17 protein-coding genes, 1 tRNA gene and 1 pseudogene are annotated in these 14,382 nt (G+C 70.0%); 10 read left to right on the forward strand and 9 right to left on the reverse strand.

What is annotated here, in order from left to right; translation table 11 throughout:
- Positions 1-68 precede the first annotated feature (68 nt).
- Genes ACFVS8_RS13580 through ACFVS8_RS13595 form a run of 4 tightly spaced genes read left to right on the forward strand, consistent with a single transcriptional unit; the run spans position 69 to position 2,408 of the window.
- On the forward strand, positions 69-467 hold the full coding sequence (locus ACFVS8_RS13580; protein ID WP_387063063.1) for a PadR family transcriptional regulator: 399 nt from the start codon (positions 69-71) through the stop codon (positions 465-467).
- A gap of 2 nt (positions 468-469) precedes the next feature.
- Positions 470-844 carry a DUF1048 domain-containing protein gene (locus ACFVS8_RS13585; protein WP_387063066.1) on the forward strand — a complete coding sequence of 125 codons (375 nt, stop codon included), beginning with the start codon at positions 470-472 and terminating at the stop codon, positions 842-844.
- Positions 841-1,647, forward strand: a complete 807-nt coding sequence (locus ACFVS8_RS13590; RefSeq protein WP_387063069.1) for an ABC transporter ATP-binding protein — start codon at positions 841-843, stop codon at positions 1,645-1,647. Before ACFVS8_RS13585 ends, ACFVS8_RS13590 begins: the two co-directional genes overlap by 4 nt.
- Entirely contained in the window at positions 1,644-2,408 is a 765-nt protein-coding gene (locus tag ACFVS8_RS13595; RefSeq protein WP_387063072.1) for an ABC transporter permease, read from the forward strand. The genes ACFVS8_RS13590 and ACFVS8_RS13595 overlap by 4 nt, the downstream gene beginning before the upstream one ends.
- A gap of 99 nt (positions 2,409-2,507) precedes the next feature.
- Here the strand turns inward: ACFVS8_RS13595 and ACFVS8_RS13600 are convergent, their stop codons facing one another.
- Together ACFVS8_RS13600 and ACFVS8_RS13605 are read right to left on the reverse strand one after the other, a co-directional pair.
- Positions 2,508-3,200 (reverse strand): cation diffusion facilitator family transporter, encoded by a 693-nt coding sequence (locus ACFVS8_RS13600; RefSeq protein WP_387063887.1) that lies wholly within the window; start codon positions 3,198-3,200, stop codon positions 2,508-2,510.
- Entirely contained in the window at positions 3,197-3,529 is a 333-nt protein-coding gene (locus ACFVS8_RS13605; protein WP_387063075.1) for an ArsR/SmtB family transcription factor, read from the reverse strand. The genes ACFVS8_RS13600 and ACFVS8_RS13605 overlap by 4 nt, the downstream gene beginning before the upstream one ends.
- 169 nt (positions 3,530-3,698) lie before the next feature.
- Here ACFVS8_RS13605 and ACFVS8_RS13610 point away from each other — a divergent pair, with 169 nt between their 5' ends.
- The 3 genes from ACFVS8_RS13610 (at position 3,699) to ACFVS8_RS13620 (ending at position 5,724) form a co-directional block, all read left to right on the forward strand.
- Positions 3,699-4,292 carry a DUF6611 family protein gene (locus ACFVS8_RS13610; RefSeq protein WP_387063078.1) on the forward strand — a complete coding sequence of 198 codons (594 nt, stop codon included), beginning with the start codon at positions 3,699-3,701 and terminating at the stop codon, positions 4,290-4,292.
- Positions 4,293-4,346: 54 nt separating this feature from the next.
- A complete protein-coding gene (locus ACFVS8_RS13615; protein WP_387063081.1) occupies positions 4,347-4,901 on the forward strand; it encodes a dihydrofolate reductase family protein in 555 nt (184 codons plus the stop codon).
- A 124-nt stretch (positions 4,902-5,025) separates the two neighbouring features.
- Positions 5,026-5,724 (forward strand): hemerythrin domain-containing protein, encoded by a 699-nt coding sequence (locus ACFVS8_RS13620; protein ID WP_387063084.1) that lies wholly within the window; start codon positions 5,026-5,028, stop codon positions 5,722-5,724.
- A 171-nt stretch (positions 5,725-5,895) separates the two neighbouring features.
- On the opposite strand, the pseudogene ACFVS8_RS13625 reads toward ACFVS8_RS13620, so the two are convergent.
- The 4 genes and pseudogenes from ACFVS8_RS13625 to ACFVS8_RS13640 form a co-directional block, all read right to left on the reverse strand.
- Positions 5,896-6,144, reverse strand: a pseudogene (locus tag ACFVS8_RS13625) (DUF4442 domain-containing protein); the annotation flags it as partial.
- 9 nt (positions 6,145-6,153) lie between these two features.
- Positions 6,154-6,963, reverse strand: a complete 810-nt coding sequence (locus ACFVS8_RS13630; protein WP_387063087.1) for an MOSC domain-containing protein — start codon at positions 6,961-6,963, stop codon at positions 6,154-6,156.
- A gap of 150 nt (positions 6,964-7,113) precedes the next feature.
- Positions 7,114-8,880 (reverse strand): S8 family serine peptidase, encoded by a 1,767-nt coding sequence (locus tag ACFVS8_RS13635; protein ID WP_387063089.1) that lies wholly within the window; start codon positions 8,878-8,880, stop codon positions 7,114-7,116.
- A 245-nt stretch (positions 8,881-9,125) separates the two neighbouring features.
- Positions 9,126-9,995, reverse strand: coding sequence for an SDR family oxidoreductase (locus ACFVS8_RS13640; protein ID WP_387063091.1), 870 nt, complete (start codon positions 9,993-9,995; stop codon positions 9,126-9,128).
- Positions 9,996-10,094: 99 nt separating this feature from the next.
- On the opposite strand from ACFVS8_RS13640, the gene ACFVS8_RS13645 reads away from it, so the two are divergent.
- On the forward strand, positions 10,095-10,478 hold the full coding sequence (locus ACFVS8_RS13645) for a winged helix-turn-helix transcriptional regulator (RefSeq protein WP_387063094.1): 384 nt from the start codon (positions 10,095-10,097) through the stop codon (positions 10,476-10,478).
- A 101-nt stretch (positions 10,479-10,579) separates the two neighbouring features.
- On the opposite strand, the gene ACFVS8_RS13650 is transcribed toward ACFVS8_RS13645, so the two are convergent.
- A tRNA-Gly gene (locus ACFVS8_RS13650) sits at positions 10,580-10,651 on the reverse strand.
- Positions 10,652-10,904: 253 nt separating this feature from the next.
- On the opposite strand from ACFVS8_RS13650, the gene ACFVS8_RS13655 reads away from it, so the two are divergent.
- Both ACFVS8_RS13655 and ACFVS8_RS13660 read left to right on the forward strand, forming a co-directional pair.
- On the forward strand, positions 10,905-11,645 hold the full coding sequence (locus ACFVS8_RS13655) for a glucose 1-dehydrogenase (RefSeq protein WP_387063097.1): 741 nt from the start codon (positions 10,905-10,907) through the stop codon (positions 11,643-11,645).
- 78 nt (positions 11,646-11,723) lie between these two features.
- Positions 11,724-12,335: a TetR/AcrR family transcriptional regulator gene (locus ACFVS8_RS13660; RefSeq protein WP_387063100.1), complete on the forward strand. Its 612-nt coding sequence runs from the start codon at positions 11,724-11,726 to the stop codon at positions 12,333-12,335.
- A 42-nt stretch (positions 12,336-12,377) separates the two neighbouring features.
- On the opposite strand, the gene ppk2 is transcribed toward ACFVS8_RS13660, so the two are convergent.
- Both ppk2 and ACFVS8_RS13670 read right to left on the reverse strand, forming a co-directional pair.
- The gene (gene ppk2, locus ACFVS8_RS13665) at positions 12,378-13,208 is read right to left on the reverse strand and encodes a polyphosphate kinase 2 (RefSeq protein ID WP_387063102.1); all 831 of its coding nucleotides are present in this window, start codon (positions 13,206-13,208) and stop codon (positions 12,378-12,380) included.
- A gap of 55 nt (positions 13,209-13,263) precedes the next feature.
- On the reverse strand, positions 13,264-14,292 hold the full coding sequence (locus tag ACFVS8_RS13670) for a LacI family DNA-binding transcriptional regulator (RefSeq protein ID WP_387063105.1): 1,029 nt from the start codon (positions 14,290-14,292) through the stop codon (positions 13,264-13,266).
- Positions 14,293-14,382 lie beyond the last annotated feature (90 nt).

Consider the following 14,382-nt stretch of genomic DNA (forward strand, 5'->3'; position numbering starts at 1 on the left):
CTGGTACTCAGTGTTACTTTGTAGTGGTACTCAGCAACACTGAATAGCAATTCGAATGGAGGTGTTCCATGGGCAAGCAGATGACCGAGATGCTCAAGGGCACGCTCGAGGGCATCGTCCTCGCGATCCTGTCGGATCGGGCCGCGTACGGCTACGAGATCACGACCAGGCTTCGCGACGAGGGCTTCACCGACATCGCCGAGGGCACCGTGTACGCGCTGCTGATCCGCATCGAACAGCGCGGACTCGTCGACGTCGAGAAGGTGCCTTCCGAGAAGGGCCCGCCGCGCAAGGTGTTCTCGCTCAACGCGCAAGGACGCGACGTGCTCGAGGAGTTCTGGGGAACCTGGGACTTCCTGGCCGAGCGGCTCGCACATCTCCGCGGCGGGACCGCGGACGCAGCGCAGGCGACACACGCATCACCCGCAGTACACGAATCACACGACGACGAATCAGAAGGAGCATGACCATGGCCGCGAAGTGGATCGAAGTCCTCACCGGATCGCTCGAGCAGAAGAAGCAGTACCGCCAGTACAAGGCCCGCATCGCAGCGCTGCCCGAGCCGTATCGCACGGCCGCGAGCGCGTTCGAGCGGTACTTCATGTACAACGGCGGCATCACCGACGGCGACAGCGACCTGATGATCACGATGCTCGGCGACTTCGCCGACCTCTGGGAGCGCGCGGTCGCCGACGGGACGCCCGTCGCCGAGATCGTCGGCGCCGACCCGGTCGCGTTCGCCGAGGACTTCAGCGCCGCCTACGAAGGCAAGCGCTGGATCGACAAGGAGCGCAACCGCCTCACCAAGACCATCGAAGACCTCGAAGGGAAGAACGGACGATGACCACCGCAACCCTGCCCGCACCCGCCATCCGGGTGCAGGGCATCGAGAAGTCCTTCAAGGACCTCCAGGTGCTGAAGGGCGTCGACTTCGACGTGCAGGCCGGCAGCATCTTCGCCCTGCTCGGCTCGAACGGCGCCGGCAAGACGACGCTCGTGCGCATCCTGTCGACGCTCATCCAGGCCGACGCCGGCAGTGCCACCGTGCACGGCTTCGACGTCTCGGCGAAGCCCGGCGACGTGCGCGAGTCGATCAGCCTCACCGGGCAGTTCGCCGCGGTCGACGAGGTGCTGACCGGGCGCGAGAACCTCGTGCTGGTCGCGAAGCTGCGGCACCTGAAGAACCCGGGTGCGATCGCCGACGACCTGCTCGCCCGGTTCTCGCTGACCGACGCGGGCGGCCGCAGGGCCGCTACGTACTCGGGCGGCATGCGCCGCCGGCTCGACATCGCGATGAGCCTGATCGGCGAGCCGTCGATCATCTTCCTCGACGAGCCGACCACGGGCCTCGACCCGCAGGCGCGCATCGAGGTGTGGCAGACCGTCAAGCAGCTCGCCGACGGCGGCACGACCGTGCTGCTCACCACGCAGTACCTCGACGAGGCCGAGCAGCTCGCCGACCGCATCGCGATCCTGCACGAGGGTCGCATCATCCAGAACGGCACGCTCGCCGAGCTCAAGCAACTGCTGCCGGCGGCGAAGGTCGAGTACGTCGAGAAGCAGCCCTCCCTCGAGGACGTCTTCCTCACCCTGGTCGGCGCGGGCGCAGCCCCGCAGGCCGCTGACACCGGAAAGGACGCATCATGACCACCCACGTCCTCGGCGACACCCGTGTGCTCACGGGGCGTTCGCTGACGCACATCCTCCGCAGCCCCGACACGATCATCACGACCGCGGTCACCCCGATCGCGCTCATGCTGCTCTTCGTCTACGTGCTGGGCGGGGCGATCGACACCGGCTCGACCGGGTCGTACATCGACTACATGCTCCCGGGCATCCTGCTCATCACGATCGCGTCGGGCATCGCCTACACGGCGTACCGGCTGTTCCTCGACCTGCAGGGCGGCATCTTCGAGCGCTTCCAGTCGATGCCGATCGCGAGGTCGAGCGTGCTCTGGGCCCACGTGCTCACCTCGGTGGTGGCGAACCTCGTCTCGGTGGCGATCGTCATCGGGGTGGCCCTGCTCATGGGCTTCCGCACCGGGGCGAGCTTCGGCGCCTGGCTCGCGGTCGCCGGCATCCTCGCGCTCTTCACGTTGGCTTTGACCTGGCTCGCCGTGGTCGCCGGCCTCTCGGCGAAGACGGTCGACGGCGCGAGCGCGTTCAGCTACCCGCTGATCTTCCTGCCGTTCATCAGCTCGGCCTTCGTGCCCACCGACACGATGCCGGCACCGGTCGCCTGGTTCGCCGAGAACCAGCCGGTGACCTCGATCGTCGACACGCTGCGTTCGCTGTTCGCGGGTCAGCCGGTCGGCGGTGACATCTGGGTGGCGCTCGCCTGGCTCGTCGGCATCCTCGTGGGCGCCTACATCTGGGCGATCGCGATCTACCGCCGCAAGTTCAGCTGAGCGGATGCCTCGCGGCCGACCGGTCGCGTCGCATCCCGAATCGCCGAATCGCCTCGTCCTCCCCGAACGGGAGGCGGGGCGATTCGGCGTTCCACGCCATCATCCGTGGTCGTGGTCGTGGTCGTGGTCGTGGTCGTGGTCGTGGTGCTCGTGCGCGTCGTCCTCGAGGAGCATGCCCACCGAGGTGGCGCAGGCGTCGCCCCGCCATGCCTCGATGCCCTCCCGGATCGCGAAGACCGCGATGATGAGCCCGGCAGCCGGGTCGGCCCACCACCATCCGAACGCGGTGTTGAGCACGAGCCCGACGAGCACGGCGGCCGAGAGGTAGGCGCAGATGAGGGTCTGCTTGGAGTCCGCCACCGCGGCCGCAGAGCCGACCTCACGACCTGCGCGGCGCTCTGCGTACGAGAGCACCGGCATCAGCGCCACGCTGATCGCGGTCAGCACGATGCCGATCGGGCTGTGCTCGGCCTCGCCGCCGGTGACGAGCGTCAGCAGCGCCGAGACGGTCACGTACGTTGCGAGGGCGAAGAACGCGATCGCGATGACCCGCAGGGTCGGCTTCTCCCATCGTTCCGGCTCGCGTCGGGTGAACTGCCAGGCGACCGCCGCAGCGGAGAGCACCTCGATCACGGAATCCAGGCCGAACCCGATCAGTGCGACCGACGAGGCCGCGCCTCCGGCCGCCAGCGCGATGATCGCCTCGAGCACGTTGTAGCCGATCGTGATCGTCACGATCAGTCTGATGCGGCGATGGAGCACATCGCGGCGCTCGGCGTTGAGGGTCGTCAGCACGCGCACGTCTCCCCGTCGCAGCAGTCGGGTTCGACGCGGAGCACGACGCGCAGGAGCTCGTCGAACGCCGGGGCGAGATGCGGGTCGGCGAGGCGGTACCAGGTGCGGCGCCCGTCGGGAACGGCCTCGACGAGACCGCAGCCGCGCAGGCACGCCAGGTGATTCGACATCACCTGTCGCGAGACCGCGAAGGCATCGGCCAGTTCTGAGGGGGATGCGGGCGCCTCGCGCAGTGCCAGCAGTACCCGCGTGCGCGTGGGATCCGCGAGGGCGTGCCCGAAGCGCGCGAGCGCCGCGGTGTGGGTCAGGGTCGCGGTCGTGGGCATGGCCAGATAGTACAGCGAATCGTGTATCGACCGCGAGCCCGTAAGGAGACCGTTCGGATCGGGACCCGGGGCGTTTCGGAACCGTGCGGATCGGCATCGCCCGCAGCCGCAGCGCGTAGACCGGGACCGTGACCGAGATCGAACCCGTCCGAAGGCCCGGCAGGGCGTCATGAACGTCCACAGCGCCTGCGCTCGCGAATGGCTGGCCGTCAGGGACGGGCGCCATCGCTGGGGCGACACGTCGGCCGTCGTCGGCAGGTACGGCGTCGTCGTGCACACCGTCGTGGTGTACCCGCCGGGCTGCTCGACGGTCGATCGCCGGTGGATCCGCGCCTGGCGCTCGCTTCCGATGATCAGCATCCTCGCCTTCTGGATCTGCCTCGCCGGCTTCTCGACGCTGATGCCGATCGCCGGCGCCTTCGCCGCGACGATCGGCGTGATCCTCGTGCTCGTCGCGGCGCTCGCCTACCGGTGCCGCGATCTCCGCCGCGCCGTCGCCGAACTCGTGACCGAGATTCCGCCGGGCAGCACCGATGCCGGACTCCACGCACGCGAAGCGCGCGCGCTGAGGCTCGCGGCGAGCCTGGACGTCGCCGAGAAGCGACTCGCCGAAGGCCGCCTCGATGAACTCGAGTTCCAGGCACGCTGGCACGCCGCATACGACAGCGTCAGGACGCGGCCCCTGCGCTCGCGCGCACGAACCGTCGCGAGCGGATGTCGAGCGGATGTCGATTCCGCCCTCGCCCGTTCGACGCTTGAATGAGAGCGGATGTCGCGTCTCACCCAGAACGAACCCCGACCGGAAGCGAGCAGCACCATGCGTCCCATCATCATCACCGCGTTCGTCAGCCTCGACGGCGTCATGGACTCCCCCGGCGGCGGCGACCACCCGCGCGCCGGATGGACCTTCAAGGAGGTGCCGTTCGTCGCGGAGGCGTACGAGCTCAAGGGCACCGAGCAGCTCGAGGCATCCGCGATGCTGATGGGCCGGCAGAGCTACGACGAGTTCGCGCCGGTCTGGCCGAGCATGGTCGAGGACTTCGCCGAGTACAACGCGATGCCGAAGTACGTCGTGTCGTCGACCCTGACCGACCCCGAGTGGCACAACACCCGGGTGCTGCGTTCCCTCGACGAGGTCGCCGAGCTCCGACAGGGCGAGGGCGGCCCGATCATCGTGCACGGCAGCGCCAGGCTCGGGCAGGCTCTCGCGGCCGCCGGCCTGGTCGACCGCTACCACCTGCTGATCTTCCCGGTGACGCTCGGCTCGGGCAAGCGCCTCTTCGACGGCAACGCGACCGGCTCGCTGAAGCTCGTCGACCAGGCCGCGTACTCCAACGGCATCATCAAGGCCGTCTACGACGTCGAGTACTGAGCGCCGGGCATCCGGTGGCCGACGGGCGAGCGGATGCCGCGGGCGGGCGTCTGCGGATCCCTTGCCGGAGGGCGGGCGGGCGGAGTAGCCTCCGTTCGCCCGCCCAACGTCGATCGGAGCCCTCGTGCCTGCTGCCGCACTTCCCTCGAGCGGTGACGCGCCGCGAGACGACGAGGCCAAGACCTGCGATGCGCGCGGCATGGCCGAGATCCACCGGCTGTTCAAGGTCGGGTTCGGCGAGGCGCCGTCACTCGTCGACCACGTGAGCGACTCGGACGCCGCGCACGCCGAGGTCGTCGGCGAACACCTCGCGATGCTCTCGACGAGCCTGCACGCCCACCACGAGGGCGAGGACTCGATGCTCTGGGACCGGCTCGAGCAGCGGGCGCCGGGCTGCGCGATGCACGTCGAGCGCATGAAGCAGCATCACGCCCAGTTGCTGGTGCACCTGACGGCGCTCGACGCCGCGCTGCCGGCCTGGCGGGCGAGCGGGTCGCGTGCCGACGCGGCATCCGTGCTGTCGGCGATCGATGGGGTGAATGAGGCGCTCGACGTGCACCTGCCCGACGAGGAAGCGAACATCGTGCCCGTCATGGAGCGCACCTTCACCCAGAAGGAGATCGAGTGGTTCGGCGAGCACGGCCGTGCCGCCACGCCCAAGGGCAAGACGTTCGTGATGCTCGGCTCGATCCTCGCCGCGCAGCCCGACGGCGGCGACGACTGGATGCGCCGCAACCTGCCGGCTCCGGTGCGCGGCATCTGGCGGGCGTTCGGGCGCCGCACCTACGAGAGGAACCGGGCGCAGCTGCTCGGCACGCGCTGAGACCGCCGCGCCGCTCGGCCCTGGCCGCGAGCCGCGGTCAGGCAGCGGGCGTCGCGGACTTCGGCCGCTTCTCGCGCACGTAGACCTCGCGGCGCACCCGCGCGACGACGTCGCCCTCGGCACGGCGAAGTGGGCCGTGAGCACGCCGCGGCCGGGCTTGACGAACTCGATCTCCCCGCGCGTGTCCCAGACCACGTACCCGCGGCCGAGCTGGTGCATGACGAGCATGAAGAAGTACGGGTCGGTCATGGCCGACATCGATCCGCCGAACGCGGTCTTCACGTAGTTGCGGGTGAGGAGGTTGACGTGCAGCTCGACGGTCGCGCTCGTCCAGTCGTCGGCGAATCGCCGCACGCGGATGCCGCTCCAGAGGTTCGGGGCCCAGAGGCTCATGCCGATCGCGAGCCGGCGAGGGGTCATGCGCACGGCTCAGCCGATCGCGACCGGGTCGCCGACGGCGACGGCGCCCTCGTTCTGCGGCACGAGCAGCACGCCGAACCAGGTCTTGCCGTCGCGGCGGCGGAATTTCGAGAGCGTGCGGATCGGCTCCAGTCCGCGCTGGAGCGTGACCGGATCGATGCCGGTCATCATGCAGCGGTCGCACCCGCCGGCCACGCGGAACCGCACGTCGCCGATGGTCACGAAGCCCCAGTCGTCTTCGGCGAACGGCTCGTCGCCGTCGACCACGAGGTTCGGGCGGAAGCGCAGCATGTCGAGCGCGGCTGCGCCCTCGTCGGTCCAGCCGTTCAGGGCGGCGAGCGACGCCTCGGTCGTGAGCAGCAGCGGGGCCGCGTCGGCGAGCGACATGCGGTCGCCCTCGAGCCCGCCGAGTTCGGTCTTCACGGGGCGCACGGCCGGGTCGGGCTGCCAGACGAGCCGCACCGACTGGCCGATGCGCGAGCTCAGCCAGTCGTCGGCCTCCGTGCCCGCCGGCAGGGCGGTCTGCTGCCGCGAGATGCCGACGGCGACGGGCTCGGCATCGAGCGGCGGGTCGACGCGGAGCGGGTCGGATGCGGGCTCCGAGGCCGCGCCGCTCAGCAGCACGCCGCCGTCGGCGAGCGGCTCGGCTCCGAGGCCGAGCATGACGTTGCGTTCGCGGGCCGTGACGTTGCGACCGTTCTCGTCGACGACGGCCCACCGGCGATCACCGGCGAGCCCCCACGGCTCGACCCGCGCGGAGGCGAGGTCGAGGCCGGCGAGCGACTTCACGGGGTAGAGGCGAACGCGGGTCAGGTGCATGCGAACACGCTACCCCGGCCCCGGGCGCGCGCCAGCGGCATCCGCTCGCCGGCGCATGAACAGCGGGGCCGGCCTCTGAGGAGGCCGGCCCCGCCGGTGCTGTCGTGCTGGTGTTGCCGTCGGGTGTCGCCGCCTAGCGGCGAGCGGTGCCTACCGCCCCACCGCCTTCAGGGCGTTGACGATGCCGTTGCCGTAGAACCCGTTCTGCGAGAGCTTGCCCTCGCAGGTGTGGGTCGCGGTGATCGTCGCGCCGGCCGGGGTGATGCGCGTATAGGTGAACGCCGGCGGGGTCGGGCAGGCCGTGTCGACCGCGGTCTGGCGCAGGCGGGCATCGACGATGGCCGGAGGCAGGTACTTGCCGCCGCGGATGATGTCGGGGATGCCGTACTTGCTCACGATGAGCGCGGCGACGCCCGTGGCGTGCGGCGAGGCCATCGACGTGCCCTGGAGGTACTGGTAGTACCCGCAGGTCGTGCCGGCGGCGTCGCAGCTCTTGACCACGTACTCGACGGTCGGGTTGCCGTCGGCGTCGATCTCGCCGTTCGCCTCGGCGAGCGACTTCGGGTATGCCGCGAGGATCGCCTTCGTGATGTCGCGCGTGTTCGTCGGCGTGTCGTAGACGTCGCCACCGGGTGCTGCGACGTCGATGTAGCCGTTGCCGTAGTCGGAGTAGTACGCCTTGCGCTTCGAGACGCCGGTGCTCGACACCGAGATGACGCCCTTGCCCTCGCTCGGCATCGACGTGCAGGTCGCGGGGTCGAGCAGGTCGCGGGTGTAGGCGATCTCACCGGGAACGTCGGCGAAGTCGGGGCTGCCGGTGTCGCTGATGACCTTCGTGTAGTCGGTCGCGCCGTTGCCGGCCGCCGAGACGAGCGTCACGCCGCGGTTGCGTGCGAAGTCGAGCGCTCGCTGCATGGCCTTGACGATGGTCTGCTGCTCCTGCTGGTCTTCGGGGGAGTCGGCCGGGTGGCTCGCGCAGTTGAACAGCCACGGGTCGACGTAGTAGCTCATGTTCACCACGTCGACGCCGATCTTGCCCGCGTAGGTGAGGGCGTCGACCGAGGGCTGCAGGAAGAAGTACCCCGAGTCCTGGCCGGCCCGCAGGTTCACGAGGGTGACGTTCGGTGCGACGCCCGCCATGCCGATGCCGTTGATCGGCGAGCCGATCGTCGAGGCGACGTGCGTGCCGTGGCCGTCTTCGTCGACGTCGGCCGGGTCGTTGCACGAGCCGTCGGCCTCGTCTTCGCACGGGCCGTCGATGACGTCGCCGTTCGCGTCGAACGGGATGTCGACCGTGAAGTTGCGGCTCTTCTTGGCGTCGAAGTTCGGGGCGATGTCGGGGTGCGATCCGTCGACGCCGGTGTCGAGGATGCCGACGAGCACCTTCTTGCTGCCCGGCTCCGTCTTGTACGAGCCGTCGACCGTGGCGCCGATCTGCTGCATGTCCCACTGGAGCGGGGCGAGCGGCTCGGCGGTGAGGGTCTTGCCGTTGCCCTTCTTCGCCGACGAAGCGGCCGATGCCTTGCCGCTGTGCTGGCGCACCTCCGCCTCGGCGGCGTCGAGCTTCTTCACCTGCTCGCCGGTCAGGGCGTCGTCGGGCGCGTCGGCGATGACGCGGTTCTGCGCGGTGCCCTCGATGGCCCCCTGCGCGAGCGCCTGCGCCTCGAAGTCGGAATCGGTGGTGCGGACCGTCGCGACACCCACGTCGGTGTTCTCGCTGACGATCGTGCCGCCGGCGGCGGTGACGGCGGCCTTCGCGGCGGCCGATGACGTGCCGGCGGTGAAGAGCACGACGAACTCCTGTTCGCCCGACTCGTCGCCGACGGCGGTCGTGAACGCGCTCGCCGGGGCGGCCGCCAGGGCCGTCAGGGCGAGCGCGAATGCGGATGTTACGGCGATGGTGCGGAATCTACGCATGGTTCTCCTTCGCATCGAGCGTGATTTCGCGAGCCTGTCACCCGGTCGGGGGCCGGGGCAAGGGGTTGCCCGACGATCGCAGGAATCGAGCGAGGGATGCAGCGGACGTGCGCGTGCGAGGGGGCGCGACGCGCGACAGGGGGCGTGCGGCGCGCCGATCGCGCACGGTACGTGCTGCAAGGTCCGCGGATGCCGCGGGCGACGGTTCGCCCGCGGCATCCGATTCGGCGTGGTGGCCGTGCTCCTTACGCGGCGGCCGGCGCGAGCGCGGCGCGCAGGCCGTCGACGAGCGTGGTCGCGGGGCGGCCGGTGAGGCGCGAGACGCCGCCGGTCGGCACCTCGAGCACGCCCCGCGCGATGCCGGCGTCGATGCCCGCGACGAAGCCCGCGAGGCCCGCGTCGAGCCCGGCGGCCTCGAGGGCGGCGACGTGCTGCTCGGTCGTGAGGGGCGTGTACGCGACCTCGCGGCCGAGGATCTCGGATGCGGCGACGGCGAGGTCGGCGTAGGTCCACGCCTGGTCGCCGGAGAGCTCGTAGACCTGGCCGAGGTGGCCGTCTTCGAGCAGCACGACCGCGGCGGCGTCGGCGAGGTCTGCGCGCGTGGCGCCCACGATGACGCCCTCGCCCGTCGAGGAGGCGACCACGCCCGACTCGGCGGCGCGCGCGACGTCGCCCGCGTAGTTCTCGAAGTACCAGTTGTTGCGGACGATCACGGCGGGCACGCCCGACGCGACGATGAGCTCCTCGGTGGCCTTGTGCTCGGGCGCGAGCGGGTAGTCGGCCGTCGTGGCGTTCGGCGCGCTCGTGTAGACGAGCTTGGCGACGCCCGCGGCCTTGGCGGCGTCGATGACGTTGGCGTGCTGGGGCACGCGCTGCCCGACCTCGGAGCCCGAGATGAGCAGCACGGTGTCGACGCCCTCGAGGGCGGCCGTGATGGTGTCGGGCTTGGTGTAGTCGAGCTCGACCGTGCGCACGCCGCGAGCCGCGGCATCCGCCAGCTTCGAGGTGTCGCGTGCGCCGGCGACGATGCTCGACGGCTCGGCCCCGCGGGTGAGGAGTGCGTCGACGACGAGGCGGCCGAGCTGGCCGGAGGCGGCGGTGACGAGGATGGTCATGAGGAGCGGTTCCTTCCGATCGGGTACGCCGGGTGCAACGGGCGGATGCGGCATCCGCATTCCCTTTCGGTGGTACCCACTTTCACGTAAGGTACGCACATGACGGTAAGTCTTGCGGAAATCCGGCGTTCGTCCGGAGAGGTGTTCACCGAGGGGTGCCCGACCCGGGTCGTGCTCGACCACATCATGAGCAAGTGGGGCGTGCTCGTGCTCCTCGCGCTCAGCGAGGGCACGCTGCGCTGGGGCGAGCTCCGGCGCGAGGTGGAGGGCATCAGCGAGAAGATGCTCGCCTCGACGCTGCGCACGCTCGAGGCCGACGGCCTGGTCGTGCGCACCAGCTACCCCGAGGTGCCGCCGCGCGTCGAGTACGCGCTGTCCGACCTCGGCGAGGGGCTCATGGAGCGGATGCTGCCGCTCGTGCAGTGGGTGGCCGTGCACGCCGGCGAGATCGTGCCGGAGCGAGAGGCGCGCCCGGTCGCGTAGGCGCGCGACCTCGCGCAGGCTCGTGACCTCGCGCAGGCGGTGAGGCGCACCCCGGGGAACGAAGAAGGCGGGCACCTGATCGGTGCCCGCCTTATGTGCTGAGCGGATGACGAGATTCGAACTCGCGACCCTCACCTTGGCAAGGTGATGCGCTACCACTGCGCCACATCCGCGTTGCCCGCGTTTCCGCGTGCTCGACAACTCTACCCGAGAGCAGGGGCCTCCGATGACCACCGGCTGTGGATTGAGCTCCAAACCCGGGCCGGCGTGTACTGCCGGGCGGGCCGGTGCATCTAATCGACAGGTGTAGATTAGATGCATCAGACACCGGAGTCGACACGCCCCGCGGTCCTTTCCGCGCTCCATGCCGACCCGCTCGCCTCGAGCACTCCCGCACGGGGCGCGAGACACACGAAAGGTCACACCATGGCACGCGTCAACGGCAAGGTCGCACTCATCTCGGGCGGAGCCCGCGGCATGGGGGCGTCCCATGCCCGACTGCTCGTCGAGGAGGGCGCCAAGGTCGTCATCGGCGACCTGCTCGACGCCGAGGGCGAGGCGCTCGCGGCGGAACTCGGCGAGAACGTCCGCTACGTCCACCTCGACGTCACCGACTACGCCCAGTGGGAGCAGGCGGTGAAGGTCGCCGTCGACGCGTTCGGCGGGCTCGACATCGTCGTGAACAACGCCGGCATCGCCAACTTCAGCCCGATCGAGGACTACACGCTCGAGGCGTGGGACACGATCATCCGCATCAACCTGACGGGCGTCTTCTACGGCATCAAGGCCGCGATCCCCGCGCTCAAGGAATCGGGCAAGGGGTCGATCATCAACATCTCCTCGACCGCGGGCCTGCAGGGCTACGAGGCGCTGCCCGGATACAACGCCGCGAAGTACGGCGTGCGCGGCCTCACGAAGAACGCCGCGCTCGACCTCGGTCGCTACAACATCCGCGTGAACTCGGTGCACCCCGGCGCCATCCGCACGCCGATGACCGAGGGCCTCGACGCATCGCAGAGCCATGTCGCGCTGCACCGCCAGGGCGAGCCGATCGAGCTGTCGAACCTCGTGCTCTTCCTCGCGAGCGACGAGTCGAGCTTCTCGACCGGCGCCGAGTTCGTCGCCGACGGCGGCGAGACCGCAGGGCTCGCGCACTACGAGTCCTGAGTCGAGCGGCGGGCGGATGCCACGCGGCACCCGCCCGTCCGTCGGCCACCCGTCGCCGGCAACGTTAAGGTGAAGGCCATGCGCATCGATCCTCGGCAGCTCCGCACGAGGCACGCGCTCGCCGACGCGCTCGTGCGGCTGCTCGAGACGAAGCCCCTCGACGAGATCGGCGTCGCCGAGCTCTGCCGCGAGGCGGGGGTGCACCGCACCACGTTCTACGGCCACTTCGACGGGGTCGCCGAGTTCGCGCTCGCCGAGTTCAGTCAGGGCATCGATCGCATCGCCGCCGTCGAGGTGCGCCCTGGGGTTGAAGCGCCCGCCGACGTCGCCCGCCGGTACGCCGAGTCGATGCGCGAGATCCTGGCGCACACCGCCGAGGAGCGCCTCGGCTACCGCACGCTGCTCGGCCCGGCGACCCGAGGCCTGTTCCGTACGGTGCTGGAGGAGCGCATGCGGCACCGCGCCAGGCTCGCGCTCGAGGTCTGGCGCGAACAGGGGGTGCCCGGAGCGCCCGTCTCCGACGGCGCGATCGATCAGGCGGCCGCGTACATCTCGGGCGGGCTCGTCGGGGCCATCGAGGTCTGGGTGCTCGGCGACGAGACGGATGCCGCGGCATCCGCAGATCGTCTCACCGACCTGCTGCCGATCTGGTGGCCGCGCGGGCCGCGCACCGGGGCCGGCGCGAGCTGACTCGGCTCGGGCTCCGGGAGCGGCCGGTGGCGCCGCCTGCGCTCAGTCCTTCGCGTGCTGCTCGGTCTCGTGGCGCTCGGTCTCGTGCCGCTTCACGACCTCGGCCGCATGGTCGGGCACGAGGTTCGCCCACTCGCGGGGAGGCCGCTCGTAGCCCCCGGCCGCCGGGCGCGGCGGGATCACGATCTCCTCGCGCTCGACCGGCTCGTACGGGATCTTCGAGAGGAGGTGGGCGATCATGTTGATGCGCGAGGTGCGCTTGTCGTCGCTCTCGATCTCGAACCAGGGAGCCTCGGCGATGTCGGTGTTGGCGAACATCGCGTCCTTCGCGCGCGAGTAGTCCTCCCACTTCGTGATCGAGAGCACGTCGTTGGGGCTCAGCTTCCAGCGGCGCATGGGGTCTTCGAGGCGGGAGCGGAACCGCTCCTCCTGCACGACGTCGGACACGCTGAACCAGTACTTCAGCAGGATGATGCCGTCTTCGACGAGCATGCGCTCGAAGATCGGCGCCTGGTGCAGGAACCGGTGGTACTCCTCGTTCGTGCAGTAGCCCATGACGCGCTCGACGCCCGCCCGGTTGTACCAGGAGCGGTCCATGAGCACGATCTCGCCCGCGGCGGGCAGGTGCGGCACATACCGCTGGAAGTACCAGCGGGTCTTGTCGCGCACGCTCGGCGTCGGCAGTGCGACGATGCGCGTGACGCGCGGGTTGAGGTACTCGCTGACGCGCTTGATCGTGGAGCCCTTGCCCGCGGCATCCCTCCCCTCGAAGATCACGACGATGCGGGCACCCGACTCCTGCACCCACGCCTGCATGTCGACGAGCTTCGCCTGCAGGTCGTGCAGCTCGCGTTCGTAGAGTCTCTTCGGCATCCGCTTCGGCATCGTGAACCTCCTGCGCTGAAGCCTATGTCGACGGATGCCGCGATCAGGCGCGCGTCGACTCGCGCGCCACGAGTGTCGCGGGCACGCGCACGACACCGCCGACGAGTGTTTCGCCTCGGGATGCCGCGAGCACGCGTTCGCCGGCCATGCCGCCCATCTCGAGCAGGGGGAGCGCGATCGTGGTCAGCGGCGGGCGCTGGTGCACGGCCATCGACCGGTTGTCGAAGCCGATGACCTTGACGTCGCCGGGCACCGACCGGCCAGAATCGGCGATGGCGGCGAGCGCGCCGCTCGCGAGGTCGTCGCTCGCGCAGAACAGCGCGTCGAGGTCGGGCTCGGCGGCGAGCAGGTCGGTGACGACGCGGTAGGCCTCGTCGGGGTTCCAGCTGCGGGTCTCGCGCACGCGCCGGGGGTCGAGGGCGAGCCCCCGATCGGCGAGCCCCGACTCGAAGCCGCGACGGCGATCGACCGTGGCCTCCCACTCGTGCGGGCCGTTGACGAGCGCGATGCGCTGCGCGCCGACGTCGGCGAGGTGCAGGGCGGCGATGCGCCCGCCGTCCTCATCGTCGGGGAGGATCGAGAGCACCGAGTCGTCGCCGTACTCGTAGAGGTAGACGTAGGGCACGTCGGGCGGAATGGGCAGGGCGGGCGAGGGGCGAGGCCCGACCCGGTTGCCCGACATGAAGATGAGCGCGTCGACCTGCTTGTCGAGCAGGCGGCGCAGTTGCGCACGTTCGCGCTGCGGGTCGCCGTAGCTGTTGCAGAGCAGCACGCCGCTGCCCGCGAGCTGCGCCGCGTCCTCGACGCCGCGCATCATCGTGTTCGTGAAGATGCCCTCGAGGTCGTCGGTGACGATCGCAATGGTGTCGCTGCGCTGGATGCGCAGGCTCCTCGCCATGGTGTTCGGGCGGAACCCCATGGCGTCGATGGTCGCGAGGATGCGCTCGCGCAGTTCGGGCCCGACATCGTGGCGGTCGTTGATGACCTTCGACACGGTCGAGACCGAGACGCCGGCCTCGGCGGCGACGTCTTTCAGCGTGAGACGCCGATTCGCGTTCGCGATCTGATTCATTCATACTCCCGGGGTCGTTCACGAGTATACGAAATCGATATTTGACATCAATCCCCGTTCGTGAGTAACTATCTGCAGCCCAATCACGAT

It is taken from the genome of Agromyces sp. NPDC058110, assembly GCF_042884735.1.
Classification (GTDB): domain Bacteria; phylum Actinomycetota; class Actinomycetes; order Actinomycetales; family Microbacteriaceae; genus Agromyces.